The organism is Acinetobacter celticus (assembly GCF_001707755.1).
Lineage (GTDB): Bacteria > Pseudomonadota > Gammaproteobacteria > Pseudomonadales > Moraxellaceae > Acinetobacter > Acinetobacter celticus.
In genome coordinates, this window is the sequence record NZ_MBDL01000012.1 from 121111 (window position 1) to 139911 (window position 18801).

Here is an 18801-nt window from a genome sequence, read left to right on the forward strand (position 1 = left end):
ACATGAAAGTTTCTTCCGTTTTTCAACGGTGGTTTCCACATCCACTGGTTTCTGTCATTGTTGGTCTCAGTTGGCTCATGCTTAATCACAGCTTAGAAGCAGGGTCTATGGTCATGGCCCTCATTTTAGCTGTAGGAATTCCTCGCCTTGTGCAACCTTTTATTGCGCATACGCCCAATATTAAATGGCTACCTGCCATCAAACTTTTTTTCGTAGTGCTTTGGGATATTATTATTTGTAATATTCAAGTCGCCAAATTAGTTTTGGGGCCAATGCATAAAATGCAGCCCAAATGGTTTCGTGTGCCACTAGAAACCCAGCACGATGAAGTCAACACCCTACTGGCGATGATTATTACCACCACACCCGGCACAGTGACTGCGGGCATTGATCAAGATCGTGGTGATATTTTGGTTCATGCTTTAAGTACAGATGATGCCGATGCTGAAATTCAGAACATTAAACAACGTTATGAACAGCCATTAATGCAAATCTTTGGCATACATTCAGGAGATCAATCATGATGATTTTGCCGTATGCCTTGGGCATTTGCATTACAGCCGTTACCGTTTCAATGTTGCTGTGCCTCATTCGTCTGATTATAGGGCCATCTATTGTTGACCGCCTATTGGCCTTAGATACTCTCTTTCTTAATGCAATTTGTCTGATTGTCATTTTAGGCATTTATTGGGCCAGTACATCACTCTTTGAAGGTGCTTTACTGGTCGCCATGCTTGGCTTTGTTTCTACAGCTGCCCTTGCCCGTTACTTCACTACTGGCCATGTGATTGATTAAGAGGAAATACGATGCAACTTGTTATGGAAATATCTGTTTCTTTTTTTCTAATTATTGGTGCTTTTTTCATGTTGGTGGGTGGCATTGGAATGGTGCGCTTACCTGACTTATTTATGCGTCTACATGCACCCACTAAATCAAGTACTTTGGGTTTAGGAAGCTTTCTAATTGCCGCCATTATTTATGCAGCATTTCATGGACGCTTTGGTTTTGCAGAACTTTTACTGACCCTACTGGCCTTTATTACAGCGCCTGTGTCTGCGAATTTCATTGCACAAGCCGCATTACATTTGCGTCTACGCTCAATGGGCGGTGATGTACCCGAAACACTAGATCGTCCATTACCATGGCAACGTACACGACGACGCGCATTTCATAAAAAGCATGAAGATACAGAAAATCAGCTTTAACCTTTAACTATTCTAAATAAAATTCAAACATAAAAAAGCCACCCGAAGGTGGCTTTTTTATGTGTTCTATATGAACTTATTCTTCATCTTTTTTTACATCTTCAGGAGGTAAATCCTTCACTGCTTCTGCAATAAGGCCAAACATATAATTGCCATATGCATTGGTTTTATCATAATGAAAACGTAAACGAGGCGTAATACGTGTCTTAATACGACGACCTAATTCGTGACGCAAGAAACCCGAAGCACCATTTAACACGGCTAAAGTTTCTTTATTTGCCACTTCACTTTGTTCATCGCCAAGTTCACGGCCCATTACTGTGACATAAACTTCCGCATAGCCTAAATCTGCACTAACTTTCACCGCAGAGATGGTCACAAGACCACCTAAGCGCGGATCTTTAAGCTCCTGACGAATCAGTTCAGACAATTCACGCTGAACTGTATCGGCCATACGTTTAAGACGCTGACTACCCGCCATTAAAGACTCCGTTTAATCAATTGAACATCGTACACTTCAATTTTATCAAGTGCTTTAATGTCTTTATAGCCTTTCACCGCAAGACCACACTCCATGCCGGCACGAACTTCTTCAACCACTTCTTTGAAGCGACGAAGTGATTCAAGCTCACCTTGGAATACCACCACGTCATCACGAAGTACGCGAATTGGTTTATTACGGTGTAATACACCCTCAAGAACCATACAGCCTGCAGCTGCACCAAATTTACTTGAGTGGAATACTTCACGTACCTGAGCAATACCAAGAATTGTCTCACGATGTTCAGGCGCAAGCTTACCGCTCATTGCTGCTTTTACATCATCAATCAATTGGTAAATCACAGAGTAGTAACGAATATCGATACTATCTGCATCTGCTTTTTGACGCGCAGCTGTATCAGCACGGACGTTAAAGCCAAGAAGAACAGCTTCTGAAGACTCAGCAAGTGTTACATCTGATTCAGTGATTGCACCAACGCCAGAACCAATAATACGTACTTTTACTTCATCTGTTGCAAGATCAGCAAGTGCCACGTGTAATGCTTCTAATGTACCGCGTACATCAGTTTTCAATACTACGTTTACAATCGGCACATCTTTTTTGCCCATTGACGCCATAATATTTTCAAGACGCATTGCAGATTGACGCTCAAGACGTTTTTGACGTTCACGATCCATACGCGCATCAGCAACTTCACGTGCTTTCTTCTCATCGCTCACAACAAGAACTTCATCACCCGCCATTGGCGCTTCTGGAAGACCTAAAATTTCAACTGGAATTGAAGGACCTGCAGATTGAATACGCTGACCGTTTTCATCTGTCATGGCACGGACACGACCGTAAGATGCACCAGCAAGAACTAGGTCACCCACTTTCAATGTACCGTTTTGTACAAGGATAGACGTTACTGCACCACGGCTGTTGTCAACACGTGCTTCAATAACTACACCTTGTGCTGCGCCTTCTTCAGATGCTTTCAACTCAAGCAATTCAGCTTGGATTGAAATAAGGTCTAGAAGCTCATCGATACCTTGACCAGAATGTGCTGAAACCATTGCCACAGGTACATCACCGCCCCATTGTTCAGGCACGATTTCTTTCACTGTCAATTCATTCAATACGCGATCTGGATCAGCAGATTCTTTATCCATTTTGTTGATAGCAACAATAATTGGCGTACCCGCTGCACGTGCATGATCAATGGCTTCCGCAGTTTGTGGCATAACACCATCATCTGCTGCTACAACCAGAACCACGATATCAGTCGCTTTCGCACCACGTGAACGCATTGCAGTAAATGCAGCATGTCCAGGCGTATCAAGGAAAGTGATCATACCTTTGTCAGTTGTAACGTGGTAAGCACCAATATGCTGTGTAATACCGCCCGCCTCGCCTTGAGCAACTTTTGCACGACGAATACGGTCAAGAAGCGATGTCTTACCATGGTCAACGTGACCCATGATTGTCACCACTGGCGCACGTGTAGATTGAGCACCACGCGCTTCTTCAGCTGCTTCAAGTAAGTTATCTTCAGCTTGTGTATCAGAAACACGAACTGGGTTATGACCCATTTCTTCAACCACAAGTGCTGCAACATCTTGCTCAATCGCTTGGTTCTGAGTAACCAATTCGCCCATTTTCATGAGTGATTTAATTACTTCGCGAACTTTAACAGCCATTTTTTGTGCAAGATCGGCAACAACAATAGTTTCACCAATTTCAACATCATAAACTTGTTTTTTAACTGGTTTTTCAAAGCCATGCTTACCAGCCTGACTTGTTTTCAAACCACGTTTAGGCTGTTTGCTGAAGCTTTGCTCTTCTTGACCACGACGTCCACCTTTTTTCGGTGCACGTGCTGTTGGCGTATTGGTACCACGTTTGATTTCGCGGTCTTCTTTCGCAAAAGAATCTTCATACGCTTGACCAACAAGACCTGCCGCCAATGGAGAATCATCAACAACACGAATGGTTGCAGTGGTATCTTCAGACGTATATTTCGACGCCATTTGACGCATTTGCTCAAGTGTACGCTGTTGCGCATCTTCAGCCGCCTTACGACGTACAGCTTCTTCCGTTGCTTTTAACTGTGCGGTTTGTGCTTCACGTACTTTCTTCTGCTCTGCAGTTTCAGTCACTTTAACCGTTTGTTTTACAATTGGTTTATTGTTTGACTTACGTTTTACCACAACAGCAGCTTTCGATACTTCTTGCTTCGCAGTTTCTTGCTTTGCAGCAGCACGCATTGCATTTAGATTTGCCGTTGCTTTATTCACAACAAGTTGAGGCTTTTGTTCAGTTGCATCGGTCTTCTGTTCAACTTGAACTTTAGACTCTGCCGCTTTCGCAAGCGCTTCAGCTTTAATTTGTTCTGGATCAGGCTTAGTAAACGTATGTTTCTTACGAACTTCTACGTTAATGGTTTTTGCCTTACCTGATGTACTTGCTACTTTAGCTGTACTGGTCGTTTTACGTTTCAACGTGATTTTTCCTGCCTGTCCATCGTCTTGACCATGAACTTTTTTCAAATGGTTGACGAGAACATTTTGTTGTTCGGGGGTAATAATGTCATCAGCTTTACTTTGCGGTAAACCTGCCTCACGAACCTGCTCTAAGAGCTTCTCAACAGGACGATTAACGCTTTGTGCTAAATCTTGTATCGACTTGTCCGTCATATATTACCTCCTAGTTAAACCATGATTCGCGCGCTTTCATAATAAGTTGACCTGCTTTTTCTATACCTAGACCTTCAATATCTTCAATATCGTCAGTTGCTTGGTCAGCCAAGTCATCTACTGTCACTACACCGCGAGCAGCAAGTGCATACGCGATCTCTTGAGTCATCCCTTCCATTGCAACAAGTTCTGGACTCGGTTCTTGAATATTTTCCTGTTGTTTCAATGCATCAGCCAATGTTACTTCTTTAGCACGGCTTTGCAATAATTCAACAGTTTCAGCATCTAGCTCAATTTCATCGAATGTTTCCGCAGGAACATAAGCAATTTCGTCAAGTGAAGTGAAGCCCATTTCAACCAATGCCATCGCAAGGTCTTCTTCAATATCTAAACGTGATACAAACATGTCTAAATATTGTTGTGCTTCATTTTGCTGACGTGCATGATATTCTTCTTCCAGCATCATATTCAGCTTATAGCCAGTCAATTCTGATGCTAAACGTACGTTTTGGCCTTGAGAACCAATTGCACGCGCCAACTGATCACTAGCAGCGAAGATGATGTCAGCAGTACGCTCTTCTTCATCAATCACAATCCCTGATACATCAGCAGGCTCTAAAGCACTGGCAATATACTGAGCAGGATCATCAGACCACACCACAACATCAATACGCTCACCATTCAATTCTTGTTGAACTGCTTGGATACGCGTACCGCGCATACCAATACACGCACCAACAGGATCGATACGGTGGTCGTTGGTTTTCACAGCAATTTTAGCACGAACACCCGGTTGACGCGCAGCTGCTTTAATCTCAATGATTTCTTCAGAAATTTCAGGAATTTCTTTTTTCATTAAGGCCATCAGCATTTCAGGTTTAGAACGCGACAATAATAATTGAGCGCCACGACCTTCGCGATTCACACTATACAAAATGGCATTCATACGCTGTTTAGGACGAAGAATTTCTTTCGGAATCATTTCTTCACGTGCAAGATATGCTTCAGCATTGTCACCTAAGTCAATGATAAAACCATCTTTAGTTTGCTTTTTCACTTCGCCGTAAATCAATTCACCGACTTTCGATTCATAAGCATCAGCAATTAACGCACGTTCTGCTTCACGAATCTTCTGTACAATCACTTGCTTAGCAATTTGTGCAGCAATACGACCGAAATCAATAGATTCCACTTCAAGCTCACGAATATCGCCAATTGACCATTGTTCAGGGTCAACATCTGAAATGGCATCCTGACAAGCAGGCATTTCATGATCTTCATCAGCAACCACTTCCCATTGACGGAAAGTGCTGTAGTCACCTGTTTTACGGTCGATTTCTACACGAAGCTGAGCTTCTTCAGAGCGAGTGCCTTCGTAGAATTTCTTTTTAGTCGCTGCAACAAGAGCCTGTTCAAGCGCCTCAAAAATTGCATCACGACTTACACCCTTTTCGTTACTAACCGTCTCTACTACGGTAAGGATTTCACGCGCCATAAGTCACCTATTCGTTCAGATTCTTATTTATTGAATTAATCTTGATAGACTAAATTTGCTTTATCAATATTGTGACTGTCGATTTCCAAAACTTGTTGGTTTTCAACTTCAACCTGAATCATTTCATTTTCAAGGTCGACTGCAACTAATTTTGCTTGGAATTTACGACGGTTCTCTACAGCACTGATCAGACGCAATGCAACTTGCTGACCGAGATAGCCAGACATTTGCTCAAGTTGGAAAAAAGGACGATCCCAACCTGGAGATGACACCTCTAAAGCATATTCACCTGAAATTGGATCATGGACATCAAGCATTGCGCCCACTTGTTGCGTGACACGAACACAATCTTGAACGCCAATACCACGACCTAGATCTTCTTCGCCTTCTTCAACAACTGCTGTATTTTCACCTTCAACAATAGGTTTATCGATAAAAATACGCAATAAAGAACGTTTGCCTTGAGGTTGAAATTCAATTCCCCAAAGATTCACATTACAGGCTTGCACAGCGGGTTCAATTAAGTCCTGAAGTGCCTGAGTTTTATTTGATAGCTTCATTTACTCTCGTTTAAATTGTGCGATTCGATGGCCGAAATGACCACTACAGATCAATGAAAACTATTGTAGTAGTGAAACATGACGATTTGACCAAACTAATGGACACTACACGATAGCCAATAAAAAAGGGCGTAAATCGCCCCAATTATTGCACAGAAAACAAATGTCCACTGTGCAAAAAGGCCCACCTAGTTGTGAGCCTCTTTTTAGAAACTTGGTAGCGGGAGCTGGATTTGAACCAACGACCTTCGGGTTATGAGCCCGACGAGCTACCAGACTGCTCCATCCCGCATCAACGTGCAAAAATTATATACAATAACTGAGGGCTTTTCAATCAAACTCTTCAGTGTTTGTCTGACTAAGTTGCACCTTAATCAAAAGTGGTAGCGGGAGCTGGATTTGAACCAACGACCTTCGGGTTATGAGCCCGACGAGCTACCAGACTGCTCCATCCCGCAACAACATACAACATTTAATTTCATCTTAAATTTGACTTTAAAATGCTTATTTTAGTTTGCTTCTAAAATAAGATTGGTAGCGGGAGCTGGATTTGAACCAACGACCTTCGGGTTATGAGCCCGACGAGCTACCAGACTGCTCCATCCCGCAACAACAAATTTACTGCATACACCAACTTATGTTCTGGATTACAAGTTGGTGCGGAAGGGGGGACTTGAACCCCCACGCCCGAAAGCACTACCACCTCAAGGTAGCGTGTCTACCAATTCCACCACCACCGCAGCTGTGTCGCATTCTAGACGCGTCACCTCAAAAAAGAAAGAACTAAATAAATTATTCAGCCGATTTTGGTGCAGTTGGTGAAGTTTCAGCCGATTTCACAGGTGCAATCGGTGTAGAGGAAATTGATTGGAGGCTATATGCATCGGTGGTCTGCTTTTTGGCATAAACCGCCAAAGTTAAACTGGTCACAAAAAATAAAGCGGTCAAAATTGCAGTCAATCTCGTCAAAAAGTTGGCTGAGCCAGACGCGCCAAATACGGTCGCCGCGCCACCACCACCAAAAGAAGCACCTGCATCAGCCCCTTTGCCGTGTTGAACTAAAATCAAAACAATCATTAATACGGCTAAGATAATGTGTACTACCAGCACAAAAGTTTGCATGCTGAACTCCTAATTATTTTGTATTCGCAAATGCGTGAGCAATTTTATAAAATGACTCAGCATTTAATGATGCACCGCCAACCAGTGCACCATTGATGTCTGGGCAGGCTGCTAACTCTACTGCATTTTCAGGTTTTACACTACCGCCATATAAAATAGCCATGCTTTGACCCATAGGCGTAATTTGGCTTAATCCTTCACGAATTTTAGCATGCATCGCTTGTGCATCCGCAGGAGATGCAGTTTTTCCTGTGCCAATGGCCCAAATTGGCTCATAAGCAACGACAACTCTTTCCCATTGATCCGCTTGAACCACTGACGCAATATCACAAATTTGCTGTAAAACAGTCTGCTCTGCTTGACCATTTTCACGTTGTTCTAGGCTTTCACCGACACAATAAATGACCGTTAATCCGGCATCAATCGCATTTTTTACTTTTTCATTTACGATTGCAGGACTATCACCAAAAATTTCACGGCGTTCAGAATGTCCTACCAGTACAAAATCAATGCCACTGTCTTTTAATAATTCAGCACTAATTTCGCCCGTGTACGCACCCGTACCAGCAATACGCGATAAATCCTGTGCAACGGTATAAACCGTACGATTTCCAGCACTCAATTGTGCTTGAACATTTGACAACGCAAGAGAAATAGGTGCGACACCAATATGGCATTGAGATTCGTCAATAACATGATCTTGAAGCAATTGTTTTAATTCTTGAACCAGTTGCTTGGCGTCTGCTCGCATTGGGTTCATTTTCCAATTGCCAACAACCCAAGGTGTAATTGCCGAACCCGACATAAATAACCTGCAAAAACTTTGATAAAAACGGGCATATTCTACACGGAAATGAAAAAATTAATGCGAATTTTCCTTGCGCAATTTCTACCAAGAGATTTTGTAATATCGTATTCACACAATATTTTCAAAAAAAAAGAAGTTATTTAAGGACTAGTTCAAATTTTTGTTCAATACTTAGGTAGTGACAACACTTTAAGATATGGTATTTTTGTACAACAAAAGTATAATTTTAATATACCAATTATAAACAAACTGAAACATAGGCATATTTAAGCATGACAGCATTACAGGGATCTCCAAGATTTACAGGATTTATTCGACGCCTGGTCGAAGAAGGACAGGTATCTGCGGAAAATATGCAGAATGCACTTTTAAATGCGAAAAAAGCCAATCAGGATATTGTTCCTTATTTAATTAATGAGTTAAAACTTTCTCCACTGCTGATTGCTGAAACCATTTCAGTTGAATTTGCTGAACCTGTTTTTGATATTTCCACCTATGACGCCAGTCTCATTATCCGTGAAGATATTGATGAAAAATTAATTACCCGCTATCGGGTGCTCCCTATCTTTAAACATGCCAATGTTCTTTTTGTTGCGACCAGCAATCCAACCAACATTGAAGCCGTTGATGCCATTCGTTTCAGTAGTAAAATGAATACTGAAACGATTATTGTTGAACATCATAAACTTGAAAAACTCATTGAACAAAATTTTGCTGAAGAAAGCACTTTTGATTTTGATGATGATTTTGATTTAGATATTGGTATAGATACGCCCGATCAGAACACTGAGAGTAGCGAAGAAGAAAAAGGCGAAGAAGCACCTATTGTTAAATATATTAATAAGTTACTTGTTGATGCGATTCGTATGGGTGCATCAGACTTACATTTTGAACCGTATGAAAAAGTATACCGCGTACGTTACCGCGTCGATGGTGTACTCCGTCAAATTGCCACCCCTCCTCTGCAATTGGCAAACCGTCTAGCATCTCGCTTAAAAGTTATGTCACAAATGGATATTTCAGAAAAACGAGTACCACAAGATGGTCGTATTAAATTAAAATTATCAAAAAATAAAGCCATCGACTTTCGTGTTAACTCATTACCGACCCTATTTGGTGAAAAACTGGTACTCCGTATCCTCGATCCTTCAAGTGCGATGCTGGGTATTGATGCATTGGGTTATGAACCTGCACAAAAAAAATTATTCATGGATGCGTTAGATAAACCACAAGGCATGCTACTGATTACAGGCCCAACGGGTTCGGGTAAAACGGTATCTTTATATACGGGCTTAAATATTCTCAACCGCGAAGATACCAATATTTCAACAGCCGAAGATCCGGTGGAAATTAACTTGGAAGGTGTTAATCAAGTTAACGTCAACAATAAAGTCGGTTTGACCTTCGCTGCAGCATTAAAATCCTTCCTACGCCAAGATCCAGATATTGTCATGGTTGGTGAGATTCGAGATTTAGAAACAGCTGAAATTGCCATTAAAGCGGCGCAAACTGGCCACATGGTTTTATCTACACTCCATACCAACAGTGCCCCTGAAACCCTGACACGACTGCGTAATATGGGAGTTCCTTCTTTTAACATTGCAACCTCTGTTAACTTGGTGATTGCACAGCGTTTGGCTCGTCGCCTTTGTTCGCAATGTAAAGAAGCTGTTGAAGTTCCAGAACAAAGCCTACTTGAAATGGGATTTACCGAAGAAGATATCGTCAATCCAGAATTTCAGATTTATCAACCCGTGGGTTGTTCTGAATGCAGAGATGGCTATAAAGGTCGTGTCGGTATTTATGAAGTTATGAAAGTTACACCAGAAATTTCTCGCCTGATTATGGAAGATGGTAATGCAATTCAAATTGCAGATGCTGCAGACCAAGCTGGGTTTAACAATTTACGCCGTTCAGGATTAATGAAGGTTATGCAGGGGGTGACTTCACTTCAAGAAGTCAATCGCGTAACCAGTGAGTAATTTGCTGTATTTAATATTTAAAAAATAAGGATAAATTAATGGCGGTTAAAAAAGCGCAGATGATGCCAACCTTCAGTTATGAAGGGATTGATCGTAAAGGGGTAAAACTTAAAGGGGAGTTACCTGCACGCAATATGGCCTTGGCCAAGGTTACGTTGCGTAAACAGGGTATTACCATTAAAACCATTCGAGAAAAACGCAAGAACATTCTCGAAGGCTTAATGAAAAAGAAGGTGACGACTTTAGACATTACGATTTTTACCCGCCAACTTGCCACCATGATGAAAGCTGGGGTGCCATTGGTACAAGGTTTTGAAATTGTTGCTGAAGGTCTAGAAAATCCATCAATGCGAGAGGTGGTATTGGGGATTAAAGGTGAAGTCGAAGGAGGTAATACCTTTGCTGGCGCACTGCGTAAATATCCGCAATATTTCGATAACCTCTTCTGTTCTCTGGTCGAATCTGGTGAGCAATCAGGTGCTTTAGAAACCATGTTGGACCGTGTTGCCATTTATAAAGAAAAGAGTGAGCTCTTAAAACAAAAAATTAAAAAAGCCTTAAAATACCCTATTGCTGTAATCGTAGTTGCCCTTATTGTGACCATTATTCTTATGGTTAAAGTTGTTCCAGTCTTCCAAGAACTCTTTTCTTCATTTGGTGCAGATTTACCCGCATTTACGCAATTAGTCGTGAATATGTCGAACTGGTTCCAAAGCTATTGGTTTATCTTGATCATCGGTATTGCAGCCACTATCGCAGGTTTCCTTGAAGCAAAAAAACGTAGTAAAAAACTCCGAGATTTCTTAGATAAAGCAGCATTGAAAGCGCCTATTTTTGGTGATTTAGTCTATAAAGCAATTATTGCACGCTACAGCCGTACACTTGCCACTACTTTTGCTGCTGGTGTTCCGCTCATTGATGCACTTGAGTCGACTGCTGGTGCGACCAATAATGTGGTCTATGAAGAAGCGGTAATGAAAATCCGTGAAGATGTGGCAACAGGTCAGCAATTACAATTTGCGATGCGCGTAACCAATAAATTTCCATCTATGGCAGTACAAATGGTTGCCATCGGAGAAGAATCGGGCGCACTCGACTCCATGCTCGATAAAGTGGCCACACATTACGAAAATGAGGTCGATAATGCTGTCGATGGCCTAACAGCAATGATGGAGCCATTAATTATGGCTGTATTGGGTGTTTTGGTTGGTGGTTTAGTCATTGCAATGTATTTACCAATTTTCCAAATGGGTTCTGTTGTTTAATGCAAGATTTAATTCAGTATTTTATTCAAGTTCCAGCAGCACTTTATATCGCTGTTGGAATTCTCAGTCTATGTATCGGTAGTTTTCTAAACGTCGTCATTTATAGAACCCCTAAAATGATGGAACAAGAATGGCGAACTGACTGCCAATTCTTACTTCATCCAGAACAGCCCATTATTGATGAAAGTAAAATCACCCTCAGTAAACCTAATTCAAGCTGTCCAAAGTGTCAAAGCCCCATTCGCTGGTATCAAAATATCCCTGTAATCAGTTGGTTAATACTTCGTGGTAAATGTGGCTCATGCCAAAATCCCATTAGTATCCGCTACCCACTGATTGAATTACTCACAGCCGTGTGTTCGTTAACTGTTGTCGCTGTATTTGGCCCAACCCTGCAAATGCTATTTGGTTTAATTTTTACATGGGTGTTAATCACCCTCACCTTTATTGATTTTGATACTCAATTATTACCCGATCGCTATACCCTACCTTTAGCCGCCTTAGGCTTAGGGCTCAATAGTTATGCCTTGTACACGTCTGCGACCGCATCTATTTGGGGTTACCTTCTAGGCTTCCTTTGCCTCTGGATTGTTTACTATCTATTTAAAGTGATCACGGGTAAAGAAGGCATGGGTTATGGTGATTTTAAATTATTGGCCGCTTTAGGTGCATGGATGGGCCCCTTTATGTTGCCTCTTATTGTGCTGTTATCATCGGTTGTCGGTGCAATTATTGGTATTATCTTATTAAAAATTCGTAAAGAAAATCAGCCTTTTGCTTTTGGCCCATTCATTGCCATTGCAGGTTGGATTGCTTTCCTTTGGGGCGATCAAATTATGAAAATTTATTTGGGTCAATAAAAGGGATAACAATGAGTTTTGTCGTAGGATTAACTGGTGGTATAGGTAGTGGGAAATCAGCAGCCAGTGCGTGGTTCGAGTCTCAAAACATTAGCGTGGTCGATGCCGATGTCATCGCACGTGAAGTTGTACAACAAGGTCAGCCTGCATTAGTTCAAATCCATCAGGCATTTGGCGATTGGGTCTTACTGGAAAATGGTGAGCTGAATCGGACTGCTTTACGTGAATATATTTTCCAATTTCCTGAAGCACGAAAAACTCTAGAAAGCATTACTCACCCCGCTATTCGCCACTCCATCATCTTACAGTTAGAACAAACTCAAAGCGCATATGCCCTTTTGGTTTCTCCCCTACTGTTTGAAACCAATCAACATCAACTGACCCAACGTACATTATTGATTGATGCCACAGAAGCGTTGCAAATTGAACGAGCATCACAGCGGGATGGTCAAAATATCGAACAAATTAAAAAGATCATTCGAGCCCAACTGCCTCGCGTGAAAAAACAACAACTGGCAGACGATATTGTGTTAAATGATGGACATCTCGATCACCTTTATCAGCACTTACAACAACTCCATGCATCTTATTTGGTCTTGGCTAAAAAAAATCAGTCTAATGAAGACTGATTTTTTTTCTGCTCAAGCGATTGCTGTAGCGAATCTTGATGCATCAACCAACGCCAAGGTTGTAATGCGCCAATCCCCATCCCAATAAGACCACAGACGATTGCGCCACTTAGTGGCTCATTCAGCACAGGTACAGCAATCATCGCAGCAATAAAAGGCGCCAAAGTCACAATACTGCCGGTTTTGAATGCACCGAGTCGCTTAATGGCTTCAACATACGTCAGCGTCGCAATGATCACCACAAAAATACCATGAAACAATACTTGTGAGATTAAATGTACTGGATCGGGTTCATTTAAGTGTTTCGGTAAAAATAGTAGATAAATTGGCACATAGACCAGTGCTGACCAAATGGCGACACCTGACATTGCATGCCAAGCAGAGAGCTTCCATTGGCGCAATAAAACAGTAAAAATACCCCACCAAATTGCACTGATAAAAAACAGTAAATCGCCAAACCCGAAAGCCTGCCCTGTTTGCAAATACATCATCCAGCTCATTGCACCAATAGACAGCAGCATAATGCTTAAGCTGATCCAAGTATGGCGATCAAATGCTTGCTGAAACAATACATAGGCAGCCACTGCAGTGCAAAGTGGTATACAGCCATTCAAGAAAATCGCGGCATGGGCCGCGGGGGCATAATGAAAAGCACTGTATGCGCTCAAACAATAAATGACCCCACCCAACATAGCCAAAATGAAGGGTTCTTTCTTCCACAGAAAAGCTGTATCTTTTTTATAAATTAAAATTGGCATTAAAATAATAAATGCCAATAAAAACCGCAAAGCCGTTAAATCCCACGCACTAATACCCCAGTTTGCACTCAAACGTGCTGTTAAGGTAAATCCACCCCAAATACACATGGTAATGAGAACATAGAGATAACCTTGCTTCTGCGGGGACATATTGAGCTTCTTTTACCAATAGTAGGTTCGCTTAGTTGCTACGTTGACGACATACTTCGTATAGCGCCATTCCAGTTGCTACACTCACATTTAAACTCTGTAAGTTACCGCCCATTGGAATATAAACTTTTTGATCACACTGTGCCTGCGTAATTGGACGCAACCCAGTATCTTCAGCACCCATCACCATACATATCCCAGTGCCCGTAAAATCAAATTGATGAATAGGCAATGCTTGTTCATCTAACATTGTCCCAACAACACGTACATTAAATTGATCTTTCATTTGACTTAATGTTCGCGCCAAATTGGTGACTTGAATAAATTTTACTTTTTCTGCACCGCCCGCAGCCACTTTACGTGCGGTTGGTGTCAAACTTGCAGCGCGGTCACGTGGCACAATAACCGCTTCAACACCCATAGCCGCTGCAGTACGAATACATGCACCTAAATTGTGCGGATCGGTCACATGGTCTAAGGCCAACAATAAAGGCTGATTGGAGGTCTTTAATAGATCGTCTAAATCTTTTTCATTCATGATGTGTTGTGGGCGTACTGCTGCTACAACACCTTGGTGAAAAGGCAATCCAGCCAACTTTTCTAAAGTATCTCGGCTGGCTTTTTGAATACTGACACCAAAAGGTTCAGCCAATTCAAAAATACGCTGTAAGCGCTGATCTTCACGACCTTTTAACGCAAATAAAGTTAAAACACGCTCTGGTTCAAGCTCCAGCAATGACTCTACAGAATGTACGCCATAATAATATTCAGGTTTTGCCATGAACGGCCTCTAACTTTTAATAAAAATACAAAAGAAAAATCCTGTAAAGCCAGCCTTACAGGATTCATGTTTAATGCGTAGTTTAACTGATTTAGACTAAAAATTCTTTGCCTAAGTCCGTTCACTTTCAGGAATAAATTAGCCTTCTAAATGGCAAACATAATCCAGTACTTCATCTGTTTCAATTTTAAAACGACTGTTTCCAGGTACATAGAATGACTGACCTGCACGGAAGAGCTCACTTTCTTCGCTATCCGCAATTTGTACACGACATTCACCAGAAACAATTTCCATACGCTCAGGAACATGTGTTTCAAACGTGAGGGCCTGTTCAGTCGGTAAAATCACACCCAATGTTTTTTTTGTGCCATCTTCAAACTGCACCGTATGGCTAATACAAAGACCGCCAAAATAGACATTTGATTTTTTAATAACTGATACATGATCAAACTGAGCTGACATGCGTATTTCTCCAGATAAAGCGTATTTATAATATTAAAGCTTCAAGCAGTTTAATGATGAAATGACAACTTATCAATCCATGTTTGTAGCCGATTCATCCATTATTCAAATACTGTCCGCCCATGATCTTTTGTACAAAGAACGAACCGTTACGACCTAATGTAGCATGAGTCTAAAATAACTATTTCAGCTGTACAATTATCTTTTTAGCTCTCATCGACTAAAGTTAAAATTAACCCATTTAAAAGCAAAACACACAATGAAGCTCAACCGATAAGTTTTTCCCACTTAATTGATTTATTTGTTTTTAAATAAAGAATAGGCTTACTTTTCAACTTATTTATTTCTAAAATCATTCATCAACAAGAATAAAAATCTATGGATTGAACAACCTATTTCTGGCTTTAAAATTATGGCAGCTTCAAAAAAAGTATCGCCATGTTTCTTTTATAATCGATACGCAAATTACATCACTGATTTTTTTTACCATCAAGAACAGCATGAAATGACATGTTAATGCCAAAATTGATATAGAATTGCGTTGTTTACGGTCATCAAAAAATTAAAACCGTCTTGTGACAAGGACTAAACTTGTCTATCTTAAACTCAAACTTTTCGCAGCTTGGATGCGTTTATGCTGACACATTTAACTCTGATTAATTTCGCCTTAGCTGACCATTTAGCCATTGATATTGAAAAAGGTTTTAACGTTTTAACGGGTGAAACAGGTGCGGGGAAATCATTATTACTCGATGCCCTGTCTGCATGTTTAGGCGAACGTACCGATACCAATTATGTGCGCTTTGGATCAGAAAAAGCCGATGTGACGGCAACCTTTAGCTATCAAGATGGCTCTCCTGAAGCACTTTGGCTCAAAGAACAAGAACTAGATGATGAATCTGGCGAAATTTTACTACGTCGGGTTATTTTTGCCACAGGCCGAAGCAAAGCTTGGATTAACGGACGACCAAGTAGCCTAACCGAGCTTAAAGAAATTGGTCGTTTGTTGGTACAACTCTATAGCCAACATAGCCAACAACAGTTATTAGAACCACCATATCCGAAACATTGGATAGACCGTTACAGCAATTTTTATGCACCCGCACAAACAGTGCGCGACGCCTATAGCCAATGGCAAAAAAACATTCGTCAGCATCAAGCGGCACTCGATGCACAGGCCACCCGAAAACAACGTATCGAAACCTTAGAGCTACAATTAGAAGAGCTCGAAGATTTGTTACAAATGGATTACAAAGACATTGAACAAGAGTTTGATCGTCTAAGTCATCATGAACACATCATGCAAGATTGTAGCTATAGCTTAGGTGCTTTAGATGATGCTGAACAAAATATTAACCAAGAACTGTCATCCATTTTACGCCGTCTAGAGTCGCACTCAGGGCGTAGCGAGCAACTGGCTAACGTGTATGCGTCTATACTCAATGCGCAAAGTGAATTAGATGATGCCACAGCCAATTTACGTCAATTTATGGATCGGCAAAGTTTTGACCCCGACCGCATGGAAGAACTGAACACCCAACTTGAAGTGTTCCATCGTTTAGCACGTAAATACCGTACGCAACCTGAATTATTAAAATCGGAATATGAGGCTGGACAAGCTGAATTACAACAATTACAGACCTTGGAAGACCCAGAAGTTTTAGCAGAACAAGTTGAAATTTCGCATCAAGACTTTTTAAGCAAGGCACAACACTTAGATAACATTCGTCGTGAAGCAGCCACACCACTGGCTAAACAATTGACCGAACAAGTGAAGCAATTGGCCTTGCCCGAAGCCTATTTTGAATTTAAGTTTGAACCGCTTGATGACGCTTCTAGTGAAGGCCTAAGCTTTATTCAATTATTGTTTACTGCCAATAAAGGCATTCCAGCACAACCGTTGGCTCGTGTTGCCTCTGGCGGTGAATTGTCTAGGATTGCACTGGTGATGCAAGTAATGAACGCAGAAAAAACCGATGCTGAAGTTTTGGTCTTTGATGAAATTGATGTCGGGATCAGTGGCGGCACAGCAGAAATGGTGGGACGCTTACTGGCAGGACTCGCACAGCACGTGCAAATTCTGTGTATTACCCATCAAGCTCAAGTGGCAGCACAATCCGATCAGCACTTATTGGTGAAGAAACAGCAAACCGACCCTGCCAGTAGTACTATTTTTGAATTAGATGAAGACGGTCGCATTCAAGAACTTGCACGAATGACAGGTGGTGTAGAAATTAGTGAAACGACGCTACAACATGCACGCCAGTTACGTCAGCTCAAATTTCAGCCGATTTAACACCCTATCATCATGACCTAATTGACGCCAAATGCAAAAATCATTTGGCGAATTTGCATTCCTCTTGTAACGTGTCAAATAGAAGCATAATAAGCACATATGATCTATCCAAAATGATTCCTCTATTTTAAGGAGAATGGCCTAGGTGTCTAAACAATATTTGACGCATCGTTGCCTGATTGCTCCGCCTGATATGCAAGATGATTTTTTTGCAAATACGGTGATTTATTTGGCTCGTCACGATCATGAGGGTGCACAAGGCATTATTATTAACCGTCCATCTGGATTGCAAATTAAAGAATTACTGCATGATTTGGATATCAATGCCGACAATGTGAACCCGCATGCGGTGTTACAAGGTGGCCCTTTACGTCCAGAAGCAGGTTTTGTCTTGCATACCGGTCAACCGACGTGGCATTCATCTATTGCTGTCGGGGAAAATGTCTGCATTACCACCTCTAAAGATATTTTAGATGCAATTGCGCACAATGAAGGTGTCGGTCGTTATCAAATTGCGCTGGGATACGCCAGTTGGGACAAAAAACAATTAGAAGGTGAAATTGCACGCGGTGATTGGCTCATTTGCGATTCAGACATGGATTTGATTTTTAATTTACCTTACGATGACCGTTGGGATGCCGCCTACAAAAAAATGGGGGTAGACCGTATTTGGTTATCTTCTGAGATTGGACATGCCTAATTTAAATGCGCCACATATGATTATGGCGTTTGACTTTGGTACACAAAAAATGGGGATGGCCGTTGGTCAATCTCTGATTGAAAGTGCCAACCCATTGACCCTCTTTCCCATGAAAGATGGTATTCCCAATTGGGACGAACTACTGAAAATTGTAAAGCAATATCAGCCTAATTTATTTTTAGTGGGCCTGCCCCTCAATATGGATGATAGTGAGTCAGAACTTTCTGCTCGCTCACGTAAATTTGCCCGTAGACTGCGCCATCAAACTAATATTGAAACCTTTATGGTGGATGAGCGCCTGACCACTCGTGAAGCACGTGGTGAACTAGAGAATTATCAGTCTCAAGGCCGTGGCAAAAAACTGTCCGCAGATAGTATTGCCGCCGCATTATTGATTGAAAGTTGGTATCGTAATCCTGAAGGGATCACCCCTTAAGCCAAATCCTTAAAATAAAAAAGCATCCATTCGCGATGCTTTTTTATTGTGCAAATTACGACATAAAGCATATAAAAGCCCTGCAGGACACCCAACATTTTGTTATAAAGTAAC

19 protein-coding genes and 4 tRNA genes are annotated in these 18801 nt (G+C 41.4%); 10 read left to right on the plus strand and 13 right to left on the minus strand.

Features of this window, described 5'->3' with window-relative positions:
• Window positions 1-2 precede the first annotated feature (2 nt).
• The 3 genes from BBP83_RS12985 to BBP83_RS12995 are packed head-to-tail and all read left to right on the plus strand — an operon-like array spanning window position 3 to window position 1206.
• Window positions 3-524: a Na+/H+ antiporter subunit E gene (locus tag BBP83_RS12985; RefSeq protein WP_068889242.1), complete on the plus strand. Its 522-nt coding sequence runs from the start codon at window positions 3-5 to the stop codon at window positions 522-524.
• A complete protein-coding gene (locus BBP83_RS12990) occupies window positions 521-796 on the plus strand; it encodes a monovalent cation/H+ antiporter subunit F (RefSeq protein ID WP_068889244.1) in 276 nt (91 codons plus the stop codon). The genes BBP83_RS12985 and BBP83_RS12990 overlap by 4 nt, the downstream gene beginning before the upstream one ends.
• Before the next feature lie 11 nt (window positions 797-807).
• A complete protein-coding gene (locus BBP83_RS12995; protein WP_068889246.1) occupies window positions 808-1206 on the plus strand; it encodes a Na+/H+ antiporter subunit G in 399 nt (132 codons plus the stop codon).
• A gap of 76 nt (window positions 1207-1282) precedes the next feature.
• Here the strand turns inward: BBP83_RS12995 and BBP83_RS13000 are convergent, their stop codons facing one another.
• The 10 genes from BBP83_RS13000 to tpiA form a co-directional block, all read right to left on the minus strand.
• On the minus strand, window positions 1283-1687 hold the full coding sequence (locus tag BBP83_RS13000) for a ribosome-binding factor A (protein ID WP_068889248.1): 405 nt from the start codon (window positions 1685-1687) through the stop codon (window positions 1283-1285).
• Window positions 1687-4383 (minus strand): translation initiation factor IF-2, encoded by a 2697-nt coding sequence (gene infB / locus BBP83_RS13005; protein ID WP_068889250.1) that lies wholly within the window; start codon window positions 4381-4383, stop codon window positions 1687-1689. Before infB ends, BBP83_RS13000 begins: the two co-directional genes overlap by 1 nt.
• 10 nt (window positions 4384-4393) lie before the next feature.
• On the minus strand, window positions 4394-5878 hold the full coding sequence (nusA, locus tag BBP83_RS13010; protein WP_068889251.1) for a transcription termination factor NusA: 1485 nt from the start codon (window positions 5876-5878) through the stop codon (window positions 4394-4396).
• A 35-nt stretch (window positions 5879-5913) separates the two neighbouring features.
• Window positions 5914-6438 (minus strand): ribosome maturation factor RimP, encoded by a 525-nt coding sequence (gene rimP, locus BBP83_RS13015; RefSeq protein ID WP_068889253.1) that lies wholly within the window; start codon window positions 6436-6438, stop codon window positions 5914-5916.
• Between the two features lie 215 nt (window positions 6439-6653).
• Window positions 6654-6730 (minus strand) — tRNA-Met (locus BBP83_RS13020).
• An 89-nt stretch (window positions 6731-6819) separates the two neighbouring features.
• Window positions 6820-6896, minus strand: a tRNA-Met gene (locus BBP83_RS13025).
• Window positions 6897-6970: 74 nt separating this feature from the next.
• Window positions 6971-7047: transfer RNA gene (locus BBP83_RS13030), tRNA-Met, on the minus strand.
• A gap of 46 nt (window positions 7048-7093) precedes the next feature.
• Window positions 7094-7178: transfer RNA gene (locus BBP83_RS13035), tRNA-Leu, on the minus strand.
• 52 nt (window positions 7179-7230) lie between these two features.
• On the minus strand, window positions 7231-7560 hold the full coding sequence (gene secG, locus BBP83_RS13040; protein WP_068889255.1) for a preprotein translocase subunit SecG: 330 nt from the start codon (window positions 7558-7560) through the stop codon (window positions 7231-7233).
• A gap of 13 nt (window positions 7561-7573) precedes the next feature.
• Window positions 7574-8365, minus strand: a complete 792-nt coding sequence (gene tpiA / locus BBP83_RS13045) for a triose-phosphate isomerase (protein WP_068889257.1) — start codon at window positions 8363-8365, stop codon at window positions 7574-7576.
• 275 nt (window positions 8366-8640) lie between these two features.
• Here tpiA and pilB point away from each other — a divergent pair, with 275 nt between their 5' ends.
• From pilB to coaE, 4 genes are read left to right on the plus strand one after another with little or no spacing between them, the layout of a single operon-like run.
• Window positions 8641-10350 (plus strand): type IV-A pilus assembly ATPase PilB, encoded by a 1710-nt coding sequence (pilB, locus tag BBP83_RS13050; RefSeq protein WP_068889258.1) that lies wholly within the window; start codon window positions 8641-8643, stop codon window positions 10348-10350.
• Window positions 10351-10388: 38 nt separating this feature from the next.
• On the plus strand, window positions 10389-11615 hold the full coding sequence (locus BBP83_RS13055; protein ID WP_068889260.1) for a type II secretion system F family protein: 1227 nt from the start codon (window positions 10389-10391) through the stop codon (window positions 11613-11615).
• Window positions 11615-12475: a prepilin peptidase gene (locus BBP83_RS15610; protein ID WP_068889263.1), complete on the plus strand. Its 861-nt coding sequence runs from the start codon at window positions 11615-11617 to the stop codon at window positions 12473-12475. Before BBP83_RS13055 ends, BBP83_RS15610 begins: the two co-directional genes overlap by 1 nt.
• Window positions 12476-12486: 11 nt before the next feature.
• A complete protein-coding gene (gene coaE, locus BBP83_RS13065) occupies window positions 12487-13104 on the plus strand; it encodes a dephospho-CoA kinase (protein ID WP_068889265.1) in 618 nt (205 codons plus the stop codon).
• Here the strand turns inward: coaE and BBP83_RS13070 are convergent.
• The 3 genes from BBP83_RS13070 to ppnP form a co-directional block, all read right to left on the minus strand.
• Window positions 13086-14012 (minus strand): DMT family transporter, encoded by a 927-nt coding sequence (locus BBP83_RS13070; protein WP_068889267.1) that lies wholly within the window; start codon window positions 14010-14012, stop codon window positions 13086-13088. The genes coaE and BBP83_RS13070 overlap by 19 nt on opposite strands.
• A gap of 31 nt (window positions 14013-14043) precedes the next feature.
• The gene (gene rlmB, locus BBP83_RS13075) at window positions 14044-14793 is read right to left on the minus strand and encodes a 23S rRNA (guanosine(2251)-2'-O)-methyltransferase RlmB (RefSeq protein WP_068889269.1); all 750 of its coding nucleotides are present in this window, start codon (window positions 14791-14793) and stop codon (window positions 14044-14046) included.
• A 138-nt stretch (window positions 14794-14931) separates the two neighbouring features.
• Window positions 14932-15255 (minus strand): pyrimidine/purine nucleoside phosphorylase, encoded by a 324-nt coding sequence (gene ppnP / locus BBP83_RS13080; RefSeq protein WP_068889271.1) that lies wholly within the window; start codon window positions 15253-15255, stop codon window positions 14932-14934.
• A 634-nt stretch (window positions 15256-15889) separates the two neighbouring features.
• Between ppnP and recN the strand changes: the two genes are divergently transcribed.
• From recN to ruvX, 3 genes are all read left to right on the plus strand, one after another.
• The gene (recN, locus tag BBP83_RS13085) at window positions 15890-17551 is read left to right on the plus strand and encodes a DNA repair protein RecN (RefSeq protein WP_068889273.1); all 1662 of its coding nucleotides are present in this window, start codon (window positions 15890-15892) and stop codon (window positions 17549-17551) included.
• Between the two features lie 145 nt (window positions 17552-17696).
• Window positions 17697-18251, plus strand: a complete 555-nt coding sequence (locus BBP83_RS13090) for a YqgE/AlgH family protein (RefSeq protein WP_068889275.1) — start codon at window positions 17697-17699, stop codon at window positions 18249-18251.
• Entirely contained in the window at window positions 18244-18687 is a 444-nt protein-coding gene (ruvX, locus tag BBP83_RS13095; RefSeq protein WP_068889277.1) for a Holliday junction resolvase RuvX, read from the plus strand. Before BBP83_RS13090 ends, ruvX begins: the two co-directional genes overlap by 8 nt.
• The last annotated feature ends 114 nt before the right edge of the window (window positions 18688-18801 follow it).